This window comes from Anaeromyxobacter sp. SG64 (genome assembly GCF_022690745.1).
In the GTDB taxonomy this organism is placed as follows: domain Bacteria; phylum Myxococcota; class Myxococcia; order Myxococcales; family Anaeromyxobacteraceae; genus Anaeromyxobacter; species Anaeromyxobacter soli.
On record NZ_JALCZB010000008.1, the window covers coordinates 1 to 17087 of the forward strand.

14 protein-coding genes are annotated in these 17087 nt (G+C 76.2%); 8 read left to right on the plus strand and 6 right to left on the minus strand.

The window, feature by feature from the left end; translation table 11 throughout:
- The 3 genes from MNZ29_RS04010 to MNZ29_RS04020 all read right to left on the minus strand — a co-directional run.
- Positions 1–3202: DUF3857 domain-containing protein (locus tag MNZ29_RS04010; protein WP_242352994.1), on the minus strand; the 3202-nt coding region annotated here is incomplete at its 3' end.
- 64 nt (positions 3203–3266) lie between these two features.
- A complete protein-coding gene (locus MNZ29_RS04015) occupies positions 3267–4007 on the minus strand; it encodes an MgtC/SapB family protein (RefSeq protein ID WP_242334785.1) in 741 nt (246 codons plus the stop codon).
- Positions 4008–4065: 58 nt separating this feature from the next.
- A complete protein-coding gene (locus MNZ29_RS04020) occupies positions 4066–4629 on the minus strand; it encodes a TMEM165/GDT1 family protein (protein WP_242334782.1) in 564 nt (187 codons plus the stop codon).
- 185 nt (positions 4630–4814) lie between these two features.
- Here MNZ29_RS04020 and MNZ29_RS04025 point away from each other — a divergent pair, with 185 nt between their 5' ends.
- Positions 4815–5633 carry a YwiC-like family protein gene (locus MNZ29_RS04025; RefSeq protein ID WP_242334779.1) on the plus strand — a complete coding sequence of 273 codons (819 nt, stop codon included), beginning with the start codon at positions 4815–4817 and terminating at the stop codon, positions 5631–5633.
- 62 nt (positions 5634–5695) lie between these two features.
- On the opposite strand, the gene MNZ29_RS04030 is transcribed toward MNZ29_RS04025, so the two are convergent.
- Both MNZ29_RS04030 and MNZ29_RS04035 read right to left on the minus strand, forming a co-directional pair.
- A complete protein-coding gene (locus tag MNZ29_RS04030; protein WP_242353005.1) occupies positions 5696–8215 on the minus strand; it encodes a fimbria/pilus outer membrane usher protein in 2520 nt (839 codons plus the stop codon).
- A complete protein-coding gene (locus tag MNZ29_RS04035; RefSeq protein ID WP_242334773.1) occupies positions 8205–8951 on the minus strand; it encodes a molecular chaperone in 747 nt (248 codons plus the stop codon). The genes MNZ29_RS04030 and MNZ29_RS04035 overlap by 11 nt, the downstream gene beginning before the upstream one ends.
- Positions 8952–9076: 125 nt before the next feature.
- Between MNZ29_RS04035 and MNZ29_RS04040 the strand changes: the two genes are divergently transcribed.
- The 3 genes from MNZ29_RS04040 (at position 9077) to MNZ29_RS04050 (ending at position 12727) form a co-directional block, all read left to right on the plus strand.
- A complete protein-coding gene (locus MNZ29_RS04040; protein WP_242353007.1) occupies positions 9077–9499 on the plus strand; it encodes a spore coat U domain-containing protein in 423 nt (140 codons plus the stop codon).
- Positions 9500–9670: 171 nt separating this feature from the next.
- Complete coding sequence (locus MNZ29_RS04045) at positions 9671–10153, plus strand: spore coat U domain-containing protein (RefSeq protein WP_242334767.1); 483 nt, start codon at positions 9671–9673, stop codon at positions 10151–10153.
- 294 nt (positions 10154–10447) lie between these two features.
- Entirely contained in the window at positions 10448–12727 is a 2280-nt protein-coding gene (locus tag MNZ29_RS04050; protein ID WP_242334764.1) for a response regulator, read from the plus strand.
- Positions 12728–12843: 116 nt separating this feature from the next.
- Here the strand turns inward: MNZ29_RS04050 and MNZ29_RS04055 are convergent, their stop codons facing one another.
- Complete coding sequence (locus MNZ29_RS04055; RefSeq protein ID WP_242334761.1) at positions 12844–13506, minus strand: hypothetical protein; 663 nt, start codon at positions 13504–13506, stop codon at positions 12844–12846.
- 168 nt (positions 13507–13674) lie between these two features.
- Between MNZ29_RS04055 and MNZ29_RS04060 the strand changes: the two genes are divergently transcribed.
- The 4 genes from MNZ29_RS04060 (at position 13675) to MNZ29_RS04075 (ending at position 17032) form a co-directional block, all read left to right on the plus strand.
- Positions 13675–14340, plus strand: a complete 666-nt coding sequence (locus MNZ29_RS04060; protein WP_242353009.1) for a hypothetical protein — start codon at positions 13675–13677, stop codon at positions 14338–14340.
- Positions 14313–15248, plus strand: a complete 936-nt coding sequence (locus MNZ29_RS04065) for a phosphatase PAP2 family protein (protein WP_242353011.1) — start codon at positions 14313–14315, stop codon at positions 15246–15248. The genes MNZ29_RS04060 and MNZ29_RS04065 overlap by 28 nt, the downstream gene beginning before the upstream one ends.
- A gap of 80 nt (positions 15249–15328) precedes the next feature.
- Positions 15329–16285: a COX15/CtaA family protein gene (locus MNZ29_RS04070; protein ID WP_242334752.1), complete on the plus strand. Its 957-nt coding sequence runs from the start codon at positions 15329–15331 to the stop codon at positions 16283–16285.
- 129 nt (positions 16286–16414) lie between these two features.
- A complete protein-coding gene (locus MNZ29_RS04075) occupies positions 16415–17032 on the plus strand; it encodes an OmpA family protein (protein ID WP_242334749.1) in 618 nt (205 codons plus the stop codon).
- Positions 17033–17087 lie beyond the last annotated feature (55 nt).

The window sequence follows — 17087 nt, forward strand, 5'->3', positions numbered from 1 at the left end:
CGGGGACGTCCTCGCGCGCCCAGGCGAGCCAGCGCGCCGCCCGGGCGGCGTCGCCCGCCTCCGCGGCGCGGCGGGCCTCGGCGCCGACGATCGGCCAGGCGGTCTCGGACGCGAGGAGGCGGAGCGCGCCCCCCTCGCGCACGACGAAGAGCGACGTCGCGTGCTCCCCCGGCGCCGCGGCGAAGCGCAGCCGGATCCGGGCGCCCGTCGCGGGATCGCCGTCCCGGTAGAGCTCGAGGCCGGAGAGGGCGACGTCGAGGAGCAGGTCCGAGGTGACGCCCGCCTCGCGCAGCGAGCGGCGGACCGCGCCGAGCGGCGCGGACAGGCCGGCGAGGAGCGCCGCGCGGGCGGGCCCGACGGCGCGCGAGGAGAGGAGCGGCTCGAGCTCGCGGCCGGGGTCGGGAGAGGAGAGGGCCGTGACCACGACCGCCTTCGCGAGCCGGGCCACGTCGTCGCCCTGGGCGGCGACCTCCTTCCACGGGCGGAGCGAGGCGAGCAGGTCGGCGAAGGTCGCCACCTCGTCGGCGTCGTGCGCGCCGCGGACGGCGCTCCGCGCGAGCGCCGCCGCGAGCGGGTAGCGGCGGTCGCGGGCCAGCCGCGCCGCGGCGTCGCGGAGCGCGGTGCGCCCGTCGTCGCCGAGCGCGTCCGCCTCCGCCTCCGCCTTCCCGGCGCCGCCCAGCACCGCCGCGGCGGCGACGAGGATCGCGTTCCGCTCGGGGGAAGGGCCGAGCCCGCGCGCGAGCGCGAGGGCGTCGGCGTGCCGCCCGGCCGCGAGCAGCGCCGCGAGCAGCCCCGCGTCGTACGGGCCCGCGCCTGCGTCGGCGCGGAGCGCCTCGTACTCCGCGAGGGCGGCGCCGAGGTCCGCCCCCGTCCCGAGGAACATTCCCCCGGCGCCGCGCGAGAGGAGCTCCGCGAGGGCGGAGCGCCCCCCGGCGTGGCGGGGGTCGAGCTCCGCGGCCCGGCGGTAGGCGGCGATCGCGCCCGCGCGGTCGTAGCCGTGGCCGAAGCGGCGGCCGACGGCGTCGTGCTCCAGGATCCAGCCCAGCACCCGGTGACCCCAGGCGCGCGCGGGCTCGAGGGCGATGCCGCGGCGCGCCTCCGCCGCCGCGCCCTCACCATCGCCCAGCTCGAGCAGCGCGAGCGCGAGGTGGAGCGGGTGCATCGCCTCGCGCGGGTGCGCGGCGCCGAGGCGCCGGAGCTCCGCGAGGCCCTCCTTCACCTGGCCGTCCGCGAGGAGCGCCGCGGCGGTCCGCTCGAACGCGATCCGCTCCGGCTCGCCGCCGGCGAGGGACCGCGCGCGCGCGGCGAGGGCGTCGGCGTCGGCCGCGCCGAGGCGGCGGCCGCCGGTGTCGAACACGTAGGTGGCGGTGACCGTGCCGTCCTTCCCCGCGGAGAAGCGGCGCGTGAGCGTGGCGGGCCCGAAGCGCTCGATGGCGTCCTCCGGGAGCCGGCGCGCCCGGAAGCCGTCCGGCGGGAAGACGCGGTAGCGGAGCTCCCAGCGGTACGGCAGCGCGAGGGCCAGGTCGTCGCGGCGCGGCGCGGGCTCTGCCTCTCCCTCGCGCGCCTGGGTCAGGAACGCCGGGAGCGGCTCGAGCACCGGCGCGGCGCCGACCGGCACGAGCGCGTCGTCGTCGCCGGTCTCCGCGAGCGCGCTCTCGTCCGCCTCGACGCGGACGGCGAGCTTCGCGGCGGGATCGTCGAGGTGCTGCACCTCCGCGCCGAGGAACGTGCCGGCGCGCAGCACCTCCCGCGCGTACCGCTCGTCGATGCGATCGCGGTGGTCGGCGGGGATCCGCGCCCGGAACTCGCGCTCGCTCGAGGCGAGCGCCCCCGAGAGCTCGCGGGTCTCGACCACGCGGCCGCGCCCGAGCTCCGCGAGGTGAAGCTCCCGCACGGTGAGCGCGGCGTTGTCCGCGGGGCCCGACGCAGGCGTCCGGACGAGGTCGCGCGTCTTGCGCGCGACGACGAGCGCGAGCTTGCCCTGCAGCTCGAGCGGCAGCGTCCCCGGCGGGAGCCGGGGCGAGGCCGGGTCGATCCAGATCGCCGCGCCCTTGCCGCCCACGTGGACGAGGGCGCGATCGAAGACGCCGAGCCCGGGGACCTCGCGCGGCGGGTCGCCCCACTCGCCCGAGGTGAGGGCGACCTCGGCCTCGAGGCCGGCGGCGCGCAGGAGGGCGACGTACAGCGCGGCGAGGTCCTTCGCGTCGCCCTCGCCGCGCGCGAGCACCTCCGCCGGCTTCCCCGGCGCGAGCGGCGCCTCGTCCACCGGCACCCCGGTCGCGCGCACGCGGGGGCGCAGGAACGCCGCGATCCGGCGCACCGCCTCCTCGCGCTTCGGCCGCCCCGCGCCCAGCGCGGCGCGCGCCTCGGCGCGGAGGTCCGCGCCCGCGATCGCGCCCTCGAAGATCGCTCGCACGCGGCCGGCGACGTCGGCCCAGGACTGCCCCGCCGCGAACGCGAGGTACGGCGCGGGCGCGAGCTCCGGCGGCGCGCCGGGGTCGCGTGGCGGCGTCCCGCTCGCGTCGCGGCGCTCGAAGACGAGCGTCCGGATCCCGTTCGCGACCGTCTCGACGGGCGCGAGCTCGACGCCGCGGACGACGAAGCGGACCGGCAGCGCGGCGGGCGCCTCGATGCGGACGCGCACGAGCCGCGCGGAAGAGGCCCTGCCCAGGCCGAAGCGCTGGACCGTGCCGCCGGCGGCGAGCGAGGTCTCGCGCACGGTCGTGACCTGCTCGACGACGGCGCCCGGCCGGACGCCGGGGATCGTCCCGGAGAGCTCGCGCCGCTTGGAGGGCGGGGCGCCGGGATCCTCGACGGGCCCCTCGGCGAGGGCGGCCGGATCGAGCGTGAAGACGCCGTCGGGCGCGACGACGCGCGCGCGGATCTCCGGCCGGCTCTCGCTCCAGGGCGCCCAGGCTCGCTCGACGCGGGCGGACGCGCGCGCGGCCTCGCCGCTCATGGGGCGGTAGACGAGGCGGTAGGTCTGCGCCGCGGCGCCCTGCGCGTCGAGCCGGTAGATCGCCTCCTCGAGGAGCACGTCGAGCGGCGCGCCGCCGGGCGGCGGGAGCGCGTCGGCGGCGGCCCGCACCGCGGCGGGGTCGGCGGAGAGCGGCGCGCCCTCCCAGGGGGCGGCGGCGCGCGCCGCGCGCACGGAGAGGAGCGCCGCGGCGAGCGCGAGCAGGAAGCGGAGGTGGGTAGGCACCGCCGCATTCTGGAGGAGAGCCGGGCGGGCCGCCAGCGACGTCTGCCGACCTGGCGCCGCGCGATCAGTCGCCGGAGGGCGAGATCCGGAACTCGCGCACCTGGGGCAGCCCGTCGAGCGCCCGGGCGAGTCGCCCGAAGTTCCGCTCGTCGTGAGTGCTGATCGTCATCTGGTACTCGAAGGACCGGCCCTCGTTCGCCAGCGCGTAGGAGAGGCCGGCCAGCGCGAACCCGTTCTCCGCGAGCAAAGCGCGCACGGCGTCCTCCCCCATCGCGTCGCCGCGATCGAAGCGGATCCGGTGGTGCGCGAACTTGTGGGCCGGCGCCCGCGCCTCGATCCAGCGGAAGAGGCTGAGCACGCCGAGCGTGAGGAGCGTCGCGTAGAGCGCCGGCACGTACTGGCCGGTCCCGGTGAGCACGCCGATGGCCGAGGTGATCCAGATGGACGCCGCCGTGGTGAGGCCGCGGACGGTGAGCCCCTCCTTGAAGATCACGCCCGCGCCGAGGAAGCCGATGCCGGTCATGATCCCTTGCGCCATGCGGGTGGGATCGACCCGAACCGTCTCGGGCGCGCCGGGGAACCACTCCGCCTGGTAGACGGTGACGAGCATGAGGAGGCTCGCCGCGAGGCACACGAGCGCGTGGGTGCGGAACCCGGCCGGCCGGCCGTGGTAGCTGCGCTCCATGCCGATGGCGCCGCCCGCCACGAGCGCCGCGAGCAGGTGGGCGAGGGCGTCGCCGTGAGCGCGGGAGACGAGCACGTCGAGGGGCACGGCGGAGAGGACCTCGGAGAGCGCGGGCGCCATGGTCCCCTCATCATCCACCCCACGCGCCCGCGGCGTCGGCGCCGGACGGGGCGCGCGGTCAGGAGCGGAAGGCCGCCACGAGCGAGAGCGCGCCGAACAGGAAGAACAGCGACGCGGCCGCCCACCGCATCTTGCGCGACGAGACCTGGTCCGCCACCCGCTCGCCCAGGAACACCGCGAGGCCGTCCGCGGCCAGCATGCCGAGCGTGGTGCCGATCGTCACGCGGACTACAGACTCGTAGCGGGCCGCGAGCGCGACCGTCGCGAGCTGGGTCTTGTCGCCCATCTCCGCGAGGAAGAAGAGGACCGTGGTGGTGAGGAAGGCGCCGAACCGCTCCGGCCCGCTCGCCTCGTCGAGGGTGTCCGGCCGGAGCGTCCACACCCCGAAGGCGATGAAGGTCGCGGCCAGGATCCCCGCGAGCACGTGGGCGGGCACGTTGGCGGAGATCCACGCGCCGACCGAGGACGCGAGCGCGTGGTTCGCGACCGTCGCGACGAGGATGCCGGCCATCACCGGCCACGGCTTGCGGAATCGCGTGGCGAGCGAGAACGCGAGGAGCTGGGTCTTGTCGCCCATCTCGCTCACGGCGACGAGGAGGAAGGAGCTGAGGATGGCTTGCACGGCGGGCGGGCCCTCGAGCGGGGGCGAACCGATACCCGACGAGGGAAGCTCGGTCAACGAACACCGGTCCATCGGTGCGCGGGGCAACGCCGGACCGGTGGCGGCGCGGGGCAGAGGCGAGGTAAACCCTCGAACATCCGCCGTCTTCGGGCCTGGCCGGCAACTTGCTCAAGGCACTCCACGTGATGAACTCGACCGCGACCGTCCAGCGCCCGCCCGCCCGCCCCGCCGCTCCGCCCCGCTCGATGCTCCCGCACGAGCACGGCGCCTGGGGTCAGCTCGCGATGCCGCTCCTCACCGCGCTCGCGATCGGGCGGCCCGGCCTCGCGCCCGCCGCGCTCACGGCGGCGGTGGTCCTCGCGTTCATCGCGCACGAGCCGCTCCTGGTCCTGCTCGGCCAGCGCGGGCGGCGCGTCGCGGAGGAGGAGGGCGGGCGCGCGCGGCGCTGGCTCGCCGTCACGGGGGGCCTCGCCGCCGTCACCGGCGCGATCGGCATCGCGCTCGCGCCCGCGTCGGCCCGCGCCGCGCTCCTGCTCCCGGCGGTGCTCGCGCTCGTCGTGGCGCTCCTCGTCTGGAGGCGGCTCGAGAAGACGACGCTCGGCGAGATCGTCGTGGCCGCCGCGCTCTCCTCGGCCGGCTGGGCCGTCGCCCTCGCCGGCCACGCGCCCGCGGACGACGCGCTCGCCGCCGCGCTCGCCTGGATCCTCGCCTTCGCGGCGGCGACCCTCGGCGTGCGGGTCATCCTCGCCCGCGCCCGCTCGAAGGGCGCGGAGGATCCGGGGAGGCTCCACGCCGCGCTCGCCGCGGCGCTCGCCGGTGTGGCCGTGCTGCTCTCCGCCGCCGGGCTCCCCGCCGCGCTCGCCTGGGCGACCTTGCCGACCGCGCTCCTCTCGATCGTGATCAGCCTCGCGCGGTTCTCGCCGAAGCGGCTGCGCCCGCTCGGCTGGGCGATCGTCGGCTCCTCGGCGGTGACGCTCGTGATCCTCGTCGCGGGGCTCCGGTAGCGAGGGAGCTCACGGTCCTGCCCCGGCGCGACCGGGTTCCGGCGGTGCAATGATCCGACGCGTCAGAGCATCGGCTCGCGCGCGCCGCAGGTGATCGTGCCGAGCTCGAGCACGCCCGTGCCGCTGTCCGGGATCTCGAGCGGCAGCTCGCACAGCTCGCCCTTCCAGTAGATCCGCGCGGCGTGCGCGCCGGCCGGGACGTCCTCGAGCCAGAAGGCGCCGTCGGCGCCGACCGGCGAGCGGCGCGTGCCGCCGGCGACGTCCACCTCGAACGTCCCGTAGGCGGGCACGTCGGCGCGATCGCGCCGCGCGATCCGGAGCCACCCCTCGACGGCGCGCAGCCGGGTGACGTCGAAGCGCACCAGCGCCGCGCCGCGCGGCCGCGCCGCGACGAGCCGCTCCGTGAGGCCGACGCGGTAGCTCTGCGGCACGTCCGCGTCCTCGATCCCGAGGCGGTTGCCGTAGTACGGCAGGAGCCCCGGGACGAGCAGGTCGCCCCGCCCGTCGGTGCGCCCGACCGGGCGCCGGTCGAGGTAGGCGCGGACGCCGCCGACGCCCGGGACGCGCACGAGCGCGAAGCCCTGCTCGACGGGGCGGGTGGCGAAGAGCCGGCCACCGACGAGCACGAGCGCGCCCGAGGCGGACGCGGACCCGGCCTCGCTCCCGTCCACGCGGGCGTAGCCGAGCTCGTAGTGACCGAACTCGGGCTGCGCCTGCAGGAGGCCGCTCACCGCCCCGCCGGCGGCGGAGTCGGCGCGGAGCTGGTAGCCGACGCCCGGGCCGACCGGGACCGAGCGCGACAGGCCCGTGCTCGCGCTCGCGCCGGCGCGGCTCGAGCGGACGCCCGCGTCGAGGGTCCCCCCGCCCGGCGCGGAGAGGACGAGCTGCGCGAACACCGCGCCGGCCGCCTCCGCGGCGCGATCCCTCGTGACCGAGGCGGAGAGGAGGAGCCACGCGCCCGCGCGCACGCGCAGGGAGGTGCGCACATCCACGCGGTGGCTCGCCCCCGCGTCGCGCTGCTCCGCGCCGACGTACTGGAGCTGCAGGCTCGCTCCCCGGCCGAGCGGCGCCGTGGCGTACGCGCCGGCGCGCCACAGGGCGCGGTCGGCGGCGGCCGAGAGCGTCGAGTTCGCGTACCGGGTGGAGAGGAGCGAGGCGTCCGCGCCCAGCGCGAAGCGGCGCGCGACGTGGCGCCAGGCGAGGAACGCGGCGGCCCCGGGCGTGCCCTCGTCCGCGCTCGCGGCGCCCGCGAGCTCGAGCTCGCTCGAGCCGACGCCGAGCGCGGCGGAGGCGCCGCCCTGCTGCACGCGCGGGCCGAGCTCCAGCCGCGCGCCGCCGGTGAACGCGCGCGTGAAGCCGCGCCGCTCCCGCGCGACGAGGATGGGATCGCCGTAGGCGAAGCTCTCCGTGCCGAAGCGCTCGCGCACCGCGCCGACCCACAGGCCGGGCTCGTCGAGCCCGGGGGCGAGCAGGCCCTGCGCCTGGTAGTGCGCCGCCTCGATCGCCTGCGTGCGCCCGAAGGCGTCGCGCACCACGATCCGGACGTCGTTCGCCCCAGTGCTGACGGGCAGGTTCGAGAGGTCGTAGGTGCCCGGCGCGACCGTGAGCGTGCGCGCGAGCGCGCCGTTCACGTAGACGTCGATGGTGGAGGGCGTGGCGGCGAAGGCGGTGGCGCCGGGGAGCGGCGTCCGCGCGAGGTACGGATCGAGCGACAGCTCGCGCGCGAGGCCGACGCCGCCCACGAGCGGCGCGCCGGAGAGCGCGTCGGGGGGGATCGCCGCGTCGCCGGCGGTCAGGCGGAGGAGCCGCGCCGGGCGGTCGATCGTGAGGGTCGTGAGCCCGCGCACCGCGCCCGCCGCCCGGGTCGCCGAGACCGAGCCGGCGAGGAGCGCCGAACCGTGCGAGACGCCCGCCTCGAGGAACCCGGACACGTCCTCCTGGGTGGTGGCGCGCCCCGCGTAGTTGAGGAACGCGCTCGGGGCGTCCCCCGTCTCCAGCCCGGCGGGGCGGCTCGACGCGCGCAGGTCGAGCGCGCCGTGGCCGAGGAGCGATGGGGCGGCCTCGAGCCGGATCGCGAGCGCGCGCTCGTCGAGATCGAAGCGCACCCCGGGCGCGAGCGAGCGGAGCGACACGAGCGTGCGGCCGTCGAGCTCGCGGCGGGCGCCGCCGAAGCCGGCCAGGCCCGCGCGCACGAGGTCGGCGGGCGCGATCCAGATGTCCTGCGGCGCCACGAGGACGAGGGCGGTGTCGGCCGGCCCCCCGTTCACGAAGAGCTGGAGGAAGGCGGGGCGAAGGTCGCCCTCGGCGGCCGAGAGGTCGCGAGGTGCCGCCGCGGCGGGTGGCGAGGTGAGGTCGAGCTGCTCCGCGCTCGCGAGGGGGAGGGCCGCGGTCGGGGTCGCGGTCGAAGGCGGCGCCGGGTTCGGGGTCGGGGTCGGGGTCGGGGTCGCGGTCGGGGTCGGGGTGGACGTCGAGATCGGGGCCGCGGTCTTCGTCGAGGTCGGGGTCGATGTCGTGGCCAACGCCGCCGCGGCGGCCGCGGCGGCGACGAGCGCGAGCGCGCGGGCGAGCTTCCTACGGATCACGGCACGCGCCCGGAGCGCGCGCCTCGATCGCGCCGCGCGCCAGCGCGGCCGAGACGACGACGCTGGCGGCGCGCGCGCACGCCTCCGGCGGGACCGCGACCTCGTAGACGCGCTCGCCGCCCGCGAGCACGTACCAGGCCTCGAGCGATCTCTCGAGCACCCGCGCGCCGTCGGCCGCGACGAGCGCGAGCGTCACCGCGCTCGGCCGCAGGCGGACCGTCCCGGGGTTGCGCAGCGCGAAGCGGACGTGCGTGCCGTCGCGACCGAGGAACGCGAGCTCACCGCGCTCGACGCGTGCGGCCGGGACGAGGAAGACGGGCACGCCGACGCGGGTCAGCACCTTCACGCGCGCGGCGTCCTCCGCGGTCTCGGCCTGCGGCAGCTCCTCGATGAAGATGCGCCAGGTGCGCTCGGTCGCGGCCGGCGCAGCGTCGGTCCCGATGCGCAGTGAGCGCGCCTCTCCCGCCCCGAGCTCGAGGAGCGGCGGGAAGACGGCGAGCTCGCGCGTGGGGGACAGGTCCATCGCCCCGTCGGGCTTCTGCGCCCAGCGGAACGCGCGGATCTGGTAGCGCGCCGGGGCGCCGCCGCGGTTCCGCAGCGACATGAGCGCGGTGCGGGCGCCGCCGGACAGCTCCACGTTCACCGGCGTGACGTCGAGGTCGCCGGCGCGGGCGGCCCCGGCCGCGAGCGCGGCGAGGACGAGGAGGGCGCGGGCGGCACGGAGGAGCGGTCGCATGAGCACGTGAAGTGGCGGGGTGGGCGGCGCCGGAGTCTAATACGCGCAATTCGACGCCAGCAATGAAACGGCCGCGCTCACATGCTCGCACCGCAGCGCGTCGCGCGGCCCTCGCCGCGGCGGTGGTGGGCGCCGTCCTCTGCGCGCGGGACGCGGCCGCGGTCCAGCCCACCTGCAGCGTGAGCGTCGCGAGCGCCATCGCCTTCGGCGCCTACGATCCCTTCTCGACGGTGCCGCTCGACACGACCGGGACCATCACCCTGCAGCACTGCTCGCAGACGCCCGTCACGATCGCGATCGGGCCGGGACGGTCCGGGTCGTTCTCCTCGCGCGCGATGCGGGGGCCGGGCGGCGACCTGCTCCGGTACGACCTGTACCTCGACGCGGCCCGCTCGATCGTGTGGGGCGACGGAGCTCCCGGCACGTCCACGTGGGCGTCGGCCTCTCCGAGCGACCGGACGATCGCGGTGTACGCGCGGGCGTTCGCGGCCCAGGACGTGTCCGTCGGCGCGTACGACGACACGATCACCGTGACGATCAATTACTGAGCGCGCTATCGCGTGCGCTCCCGTGCCCGGTTCACCCACAGCGGCGTGCTCGGCGCACTTTTGCGCGTCACGGGATCGTGGCCTTCTGCGCTATCGCAAACGCAATATGCTGGCGATTGCCAGGCGCGCGTGCAGGATCCGCCGCCGACCACCCACGCAAGGACCCGCCCCATGAACCGCACCGCCCTCCGCCTCTCCGTCGCGCTCGCCGCCGCCCTCCTCTCCACGGCCGCGCGCGCCGCGACCGCCACGAACACCTTCGCCGTCACCGCCCAGGTGGCCGCGAAGTGCTCGGTCACGACGAGCGACATCGCCTTCGGGAGCTACGATCCCACCGCCGGGGTCGACCTCGACGCGCAGGGGTCGCTCACCGTCACCTGCACCAAGGGCACCTCCTTCACGGTCGGCCTCGACAACGGCACCTCGGGCATCTCGGGGACGCGCCAGATGTCCGGCGCGGGCGACGTGCTCGGCTACGAGCTCTACTCCGACTCGACCCGCACGGCCGTCTGGACGAACGCCGCCATGCCGGCGTCCCAGGGCGCGGCGGGCAAGGCCGGCAACCTGCTCTTCGTCTACGCGCGCATCCCCGCGGGCCAGTACCCCACCGCCGGGAGCTACAGCGACACGGTCACCGTGACCGTGAACTACTAGGCGCACTCACGCCGGCAGCGTCCGGCGCGGAGGGGGACACCCGGGACCTCGATGGTCCCGGGTTTTTCGTTTTCTGGGCGCGAGCTCGACGCGGGGCCCGGGACCGCCGTGCGCGGTCGAGCGAACGGCGGCGGACGTCCGGAGATCGTCGAGCCGGAACGCCGCCAGTTCGCCGCCGCCCCGGCGGGGGCACTTCTCTACGGCAACTCCCCGATCTATTTGAGGGGCCCCCTCGCGTGGCGTCTTCCACGGCACGCGCGGCCTCGGCTCGCCGCGCATATCCACGAAGACACGATGGAGAACCTGCCTCCCTCGCCCGCGAACCACCCGGACGGCGACCGCTCCGAGCCGCCGGCGCGCGCGCCCGCGGAGCGCAACACCACGCGCGCGGAGCGCCCGCGAGCGGACGCCGAGCGGCCGGTCTCGATCGGCGAGGCCCAGCCGATCGACGTGCTCGCGGTCGACGACGACCCGCGCAACCTCGAGGTGACGCGCGCCCTCCTCTCCGGCTCGGGGGCGCGCATCGTCGAGGCCTCCACCGCCGAGGACGCGCTGCGCATCCTCCTCAGGCGCCAGGTCGCGCTCATCCTCCTCGACGTCAACCTGCCGGGGATGTCGGGGCTCGAGATGGCGAAGCTCGTGCGCGCGCGCGAGCGGACGCGTCACACGCCCATCATCTTCCTCACCGCGAGCTCCGACGTGCGGCTGCTCGAGCGCGGCTACGCCCTCGGCGCCGTCGACTTCCTCACCACCCCCGTGCCGGAGCAGGCGCTCCGCGCGAAGGTCGCGTTCTTCATCGAGGCGCACCGGAAGAACGAGGCCCTGCGCCGCAACGCGGAGCTCCTCCGCGCGGCGCAGGAGCGCGAGCTCGCGCGGAACGTGGCCGAGGCGCGGCGCCGCTGGGAGGAGGAGGCGCTCCGGCGCGAGATGGAGCGGGAGCGGCGGCTCGTGGAGACGCTCCACCGCGCGAACCAGCGGCTCAAGATCCTCTCCAGCGTCCGCAGCGATCTGCTCACGGCCGAGAGCGTGCGCGAGCGGCTCCCGGCCATCTGCGACCGCGTGGCCTCGCACCTCGGGCTCGAGCGCTGGGCGCTGCACGTCGCCGGCCCGGACGGGCGGCTGACGCTCGCCGCCGCGGGCGGTGGGGCGGCCGAGCCGGGGCTCCTGGCCGCGCTCGATTCGGCCGAGGCGATCCTGGGCGGGCTCGCCCCGTGGGTGTCGGCGCGCGGAGAGCCGCTGCCGCCGATCGCCGCCGTGCTCGGCGTCGCCTGCTGCGTGGCGCGGCCGTGCCTCGCGGGCGGAGAGGTGGTCGCCACGCTCGCCTTCGGCTCCGCCGAGCGGGATGCGTGCGACCCGGACGACCCCGCCACGCTCGAGCTCGTCGGCTACGCCGTGGGGATGGCGCTCGAGCGCGATCGCCTCATCGCCGAGCTGCAGGGCCGCAACGCGGAGCTGCGCGAGGCCGACCGCCGCAAGGACCAGTTCCTCGCGATGCTGGCGCACGAGCTCCGCAACCCGCTCGCGCCGGTGACGAACGCGGTGCGACTCCTCCAGGAGTACGGCGCCGACGCCCGCCTGCGGGAGCGCGCGCTCCAGGCGGCGGGGCGGCAGGTGCGGCACATGTCGCGCCTGGTCGACGACCTGCTCGACGTCTCGCGGGTCCGGAGCGGGAAGGTCCGCCTGCGCAAGGACACCGTCGATCTCGTCCAGGTGGTGCGGGAGGCGGTGCAGACGGTGGACGAGCTCGTCACGTCGCGGCGGCACACCCTCGTGGTGAGCCTGCCCGAGGCGCGGCTCGGGGTGGACGGTGACGCGGTCCGCCTCGCGCAGGTGGTGGAGAACCTCGTCGCGAACGCCGCGAAGTACACCGATCCCGGCGGCCACCTGCGCGTCGCGCTCACGCGCGAGGGGGACCTCGCCGTCCTCTCGGTGCAGGACGACGGGATCGGCCTCGCGCCCGAGCTCGCCGGCGGCATCTTCGAGCCCTTCGTCCAGGCCGAGCAGGGAGTGGACCGCTCCCGCGGCGGCCTCGGCATCGGGCTCTCGCTCGTGAAGAGCCTGGTCGAGATGCACGGCGGCACGGTGCGGGTTGAGAGCCCCGGCCCCGGCCGCGGCTCGACGTTCACCGTACGGCTCCCCGCGCTCCCTCCCGGCGCGGCGGTGCCCGCGCCGCCGGCGGCCTCGTCCGTGCCCCCCGCGGCCGAGGCCCGCGCCGTGACCCCGCGCGACATCCTCATCGTCGAGGACATCGCGGACATCCGCGAGACCCTCGGCGAGCTCCTGCGCCGGCGCGGCCACGCCGTGCGCGAGGCCGACGGCGGGCGCTCCGCCTTCGCCCTCGCCGCCGACGCGCCTCCGGAGATCGCGCTCGTCGACATCGGGCTCCCCGAGCTCGACGGGTTCGAGGTGGCGCGGCGCCTGCGCGAGCTCGTGCCGGCGGTCCGGCTGGTGGCGCTCACCGGCTACGGCGGCTCCGAGGACCGGCGCCGCGCGGCCGAGGCGGGCTTCCGCGCGCACCTCGTGAAGCCGGTGGACATCGACGACCTCGTCGCCCTCATCGACACGCTGGACTGAGCGTCATCTCCGGGACGTCGAGGGCTGGCGCCCGCAGCGCGCAGCTCGACGCCGGCCAGCTCCGCGCGTCCTGGTGGCCGCGACCCCTCCGGCCGGCCCGCGCGCCTGCGGCGAGCTCAGGGGACCGGCTCGCCGCGGACCTTGGCGCGGAGGTCCACCCACCAGTCGTTCACCGTCCCGTACACGTCGTCGGGCCCCTGGTCGGCGCGGCTCGAGGTGTCGAGATGGCAGACGAACTCGAGGGCGCTGACCCCGTCACCCACGGCGTACGCGACGAGCGAGCCCGACTGCACGCGGATGTCCTCGATCCCCTCGACCTTCTGGTAGCGGAACCCGATCTGCTCGGGCGCCTCCAGCGTGCCGAGGAGCGGGCCGCCGCGGTACACGATCGTCCACCGCCCCTTGTAGATGGCCGGGCCCGCCGCGTAGCGGATCGAGAACGAGATGGGGTAGTCGGGCTCCACGTCCGCCGTCGCGTACCAGCTGTCCGTGCCGTGGATGCGGCTCACGCGCGGGTCGCGCAGCGCCTCGAGCACCTGCGGCACGGACGCGTGCAGGTAGGCCGCGCCGTGCGCGAAGGCGAGCCGGCCCTCGCGCCAGCCGGACACGATCTGGATGGCCTCGGGGTGCGGGTCGCCTCCGTCCGGCGGCGGAAAGGCGGCGGTGGAAGGCTCGATCGGCTGGTAGCCGGCCGCCGGGTCGAACGGCGTCTTCACGTTGTCGGGGCACCCCGTGAGCGCAGCCGCCGCGAGCGCCGCGAGCGCATGAGGGACGCGCATGATCGGCCTCCGGGTGAACGCATAGCGCCGCCGCGGAGCGGCGCCGCTCCCGCACGGCAGCGCGACCCGAGCGGGAGACCTCGAAACGGCACGTTGACGCAAGGTCCGTGCGGTGGTGCGCTCCTCGACGGTGGAAGATTCGCACGCGGTCGCCATCCCGAGGTCGCCATGAAGAAGCTCCTCGCACTCTCCGTCGCGCTCGTCCTCACGGCCTGCGGCGACGGCGGCAACGACAAGAAGGGCCCGGCGCTGACCGGGAAGCTGTTCGGCCAGACGTTCGACCCGGCGGAGGTCGTGTTCGCGGGCCCGCAGCAGTCGGCGAGCTGTACGTTCCCCGGGGTGCCGATCACCTACGGCATCGGCGACGCGCTGATCGCGTTCTCGCCGCAGGCGGGCGCATGCGCCCTCGCGGACCCGTGCCACGGCCGCAAGGACTTCACGTTCGTCGCGGGGCTGCTGGCGCACGCCCAGGTCCCGGCGACGGCGCAGGCCCCGGCGCTCGACGCGGGCTCGTACGCGGTCTACGCGACGCTCGACGAGGCCGTGCCGGCGATCGCCGCGAACGTGTCCGGTCCCATCCGCGCCGCGCTGCTCCCCGCGCAGAAGACGGACGCGCAGTGCGTCCCGGGCACGCCGCCGAGCGCCACGGGCACGATCCGGATCGACTCCGTCGGCGCGACGGAGCTCGTGGGCGAGATCGACGTCACGTTCTCGGACCAGCAGGGGGGCTTTTTGCGCGGGCCGTTCACGGCCAAGGCGTGCCCCGGCGTCACGTTCGACGCCTGCTTCAGCGACACCGGCCTGACGTGCTCCGGGACCCCGACCTGCCAGTGATCGCGTCGCGCCGCGGGGCGGCCGCCATCGGGCGCCTCGCGGTCGTCCTCTCGCTCGTGCTGGCCGCGGGGGCGCCCGCGGGCTCCCTCGCCGGCGAGGACGAGGGCGTGTACCTCGGCCCGCGCTTCCGCTGGGCCGAGATGCCCGTCCTGCAGCGGGTCCTCCACGACGTCGTCGCGATCCCCGCGAACGCGCCGCGCTGGAGCGCGGGCGACTTCGGGCAGCTCGCCCTCTGGTCGGGCGCGGTCGGCGCGCTGATGTTCCCGCTCCACGACCCGGCCGACGCGCGGCTCGATCGCTGGATTCACCGGGAGCTCGACTCGCGCCTGCCCACCGTCTGGACGGAGTGGATGCAGCCGACCCTCTGGGCAGGGATCGCGGCCGGCGGGCTCGGGACCTGGGGGTGGGCGGTAGCGCACGGCGACCAGCGGGTCGCGCAGGGCTGCTCGCTCATGGGCGAGGCGCTCGCGGTCTCGCAGGTCTACCACCTCACCCTCAAGTTCGCGCTCGGGCGCGACGGCCCCTGGGACGGCGACCAGAGCGGCGACATCAAGGGCCCCGCGAACGCGCTGCGCGTCTACCCTGCGGGCACGCCGTCGGGCCACGCCGCGACGCTCTTCAGCCTCGCCACCGCGGGCCTTTCGTACTTCCGGCCGCCGGTCTGGGTGCAGGTGCTCGGGTACGGCGCCACGACCACGCTGGTCGCGTTCCACGTCATCGACCACCGCCACTTCCTGTCGGACTCGCTGTGGGGCTCGGCGATGGGCTTCTACGTGGGGAGGTGGGTGGTCCGGCACCGCGCCTCGCCGCTCGACGCCGACGGGCGCGCGATCCGCGCTCCGCGAGCCTCGGTCGTGCCGCTCGCCGTCCCCGGCGGTGCGGGGCTCGCGCTCGTCGTCCGCGACTGACCGGAGCCCCTCCCGCCCCCCGGTGGGGGCCGCGACGTCATGCCGTTGATCCGCGCCGGGGCCGATGCTTTCTCTCCCGCATGCGCTCGTTCACGCGGTTCGCCTGGGCGGTCCTCACCTACAACCTGCTCGTCGTCGCCTGGGGTGCCTTCGTGCGCGCGACCGGGTCGGGCGCGGGCTGCGGCAAGCACTGGCCGATGTGCAACGGCCAGGTGGTGCCGCGCGCCCCGGCGGTCGAGACCGTCATCGAGTTCACCCACCGCGCGATGAGCGGCCTGGCGCTGCTCCTCGTCGTGGCGCTCGTCGTCGCGGCCGTCCGTGCGTTCCCCGCGGGCCATCCGACCCGCAAGGCGGCGTGGGCGTCGCTCGGCCTCATGATCCTCGAGGCGCTCGTCGGCGCGGGGCTCGTCCTCTTCGGCTGGGTGGCGAAGGACACCTCCTTCGCGCGCGGCTGGGTGATGGGCGTGCACCTCACGAACACGTTCCTCCTGCTCGGCGCGCTGGCGCTCACCGCGGACTGGAGCGCGCAGCCCGGCGGGATGCGCTTCGCGGGGCGCGGGGCGCTCGCGGGCGGCCTGTGGCTCGGGTTCGCGTCGGTGCTCATCGCCGGCGTGACCGGGGCGGTGGCCGCCCTCGGGGACACGCTCTTCCCGGCCACGAGCTTCGCGGAGGGCCTGCGCCAGGAGCTCTCCACCGAGGCGCACGTGCTGCTGCGCCTGCGCGTCCTCCACCCGTTCGCGGCGATCGCCACTGCCGCGGTGCTGCTCCTCGTGGCGCGGCTCGCCCTCCGGCTCCGCCCCGACGCGCGCGTCCGCCGGGCCGCGCTGGGCCTCATCGCGCTCGTGGGCGCCGAGCTCCTCGCGGGCGTCGTGAACCTCGTGCTCGCCGCGCCTGTCCCGCTGCAGCTCCTGCACCTCCTGCTCGCCGACCTCGTCTGGGTCGCGCTCGTCCTCCTCGCGGCGGCCAGCCTCGCCCCGGGGCGGGTGGAGGTCCCGAGCGAGACGCCTGCCGCCCTGCCCGCCGGGCTGCGCGGCTAGCCGCTGCCAGGCTCCCCGTTACGTCCTCGTAGGCGACCGGGTACAATGCCGCGCCTCGTGCGTGCGGCCGGGGGGCTGCGCTCGTCCCGAGCGCTGGCTCGGTCGCACGGAGAACCAGGAGAAATTGAAATGCACGTTCGGACCACTCGGGTCGTCGCGCTTGCGACGCTCGTCACCCTCATCGCCTGCGGCACCGCCGGCAAGCGCACGGCCATCGGCGGCGGCGCGGGCGCCCTCCTTGGCGCGGGCGTCGGCGCGCTGGCGGGCGGCAAGAAGGGCGCGCTCATCGGCGCAGGCGTCGGCGCGTTGGCCGGCGGCTCGGTCGGGCTCTACCTCGACAAGCAGCACAAGGAGCTCGAGAAGGTCGCCGAGGCGAAGCGCACCGAGAACGGGATCCTCGTGAACATGAAGAACGACATCCTGTTCGACACGAACAGCGCCGACCTCAAGGCCGAGGCGGTCACGCAGCTCACGCAGGTGGGCGACATCCTCGCGAAGTACGCGGACGACCGCATCCAGATCGAGGGCCACACCGACTCGTCCGGCTCCGACTCGCTCAACGAGACGCTCTCCCGCAAGCGCGCGGACTCCGTCCGCACCGTGCTCGTGTCGCGCGGCGTCCGCGAGGAGCAGATCTCGGTCGCTGGCTACGGCGAGTCGAAGCCGATCGCCGACAACGCCACGAAGGAAGGCCGGGCGAAGAACCGCCGGGTCGAGGTGCACATCGACGTGCCGAATCCCAGTTAGAGCGGGGGACTGCGTCCCCCGCCCCGTCGAGCGAAGCTCGACGGGGCCCCACCCC